This is a genomic window from Robertmurraya korlensis NBRC 107688 (genome assembly GCF_001591645.1).
GTDB lineage: Bacteria > Bacillota > Bacilli > Bacillales > Cytobacillaceae > Robertmurraya_A.
Genome location: NZ_BCVH01000064.1, coordinates 1 through 635, shown reverse-complemented (window position 1 = coordinate 635; position 635 = coordinate 1). Strand labels below are relative to the sequence as shown.

General features: G+C 47.7%; 1 rRNA gene. It reads right to left on the bottom strand.

What is annotated here, in order from left to right:
* Nucleotides 1-584, bottom strand: a 23S ribosomal RNA gene (locus tag BKO01S_RS23690); the annotation flags it as partial.
* Nucleotides 585-635 lie beyond the last annotated feature (51 nt).

Sequence of the window (635 nt, the reverse complement as noted above, 5' to 3'; positions counted from 1 at the left end):
CTCTAACTACTTGTAGGCACACGGTTTCAGGATCTCTTTCACTCCCCTTCCGGGGTGCTTTTCACCTTTCCCTCACGGTACTGGTTCACTATCGGTCACTAGGTAGTATTTAGCCTTGGGAGATGGTCCTCCCTGCTTCCGACGGAATTTCACGTGTTCCGCCGTACTCAGGATACACTCAAGAGGGAACGAAGTTTCAACTACAGGGTTGTTACCTTCTATGACTGACCTTTCCAGATCGATTCGTCTACTTCATTCCTTTGTAACTCCGTATAGAGTGTCCTACAACCCCAAGAGGCAAGCCTCTTGGTTTGGGCTAATCCCGTTTCGCTCGCCGCTACTTAGGGAATCGCGTTTGCTTTCTCTTCCTCCGGGTACTTAGATGTTTCAGTTCCCCGGGTCTGCCTTCTATACCCTATGTATTCAGGTAAAGATTCTATCCCATTACGGATAGAGGGTTTCCCCATTCGGAAATCTCCGGATCAAAGCTTACTTACAGCTCCCCGAAGCATATCGGTGTTAGTCCCGTCCTTCATCGGCTCCTAGTGCCAAGGCATCCACCGTGCGCCCTTTCTAACTTAACCTACAGTTAAAAAGTTTCTCTATATAATATAGAGAGAAAACTAAAATGGCGA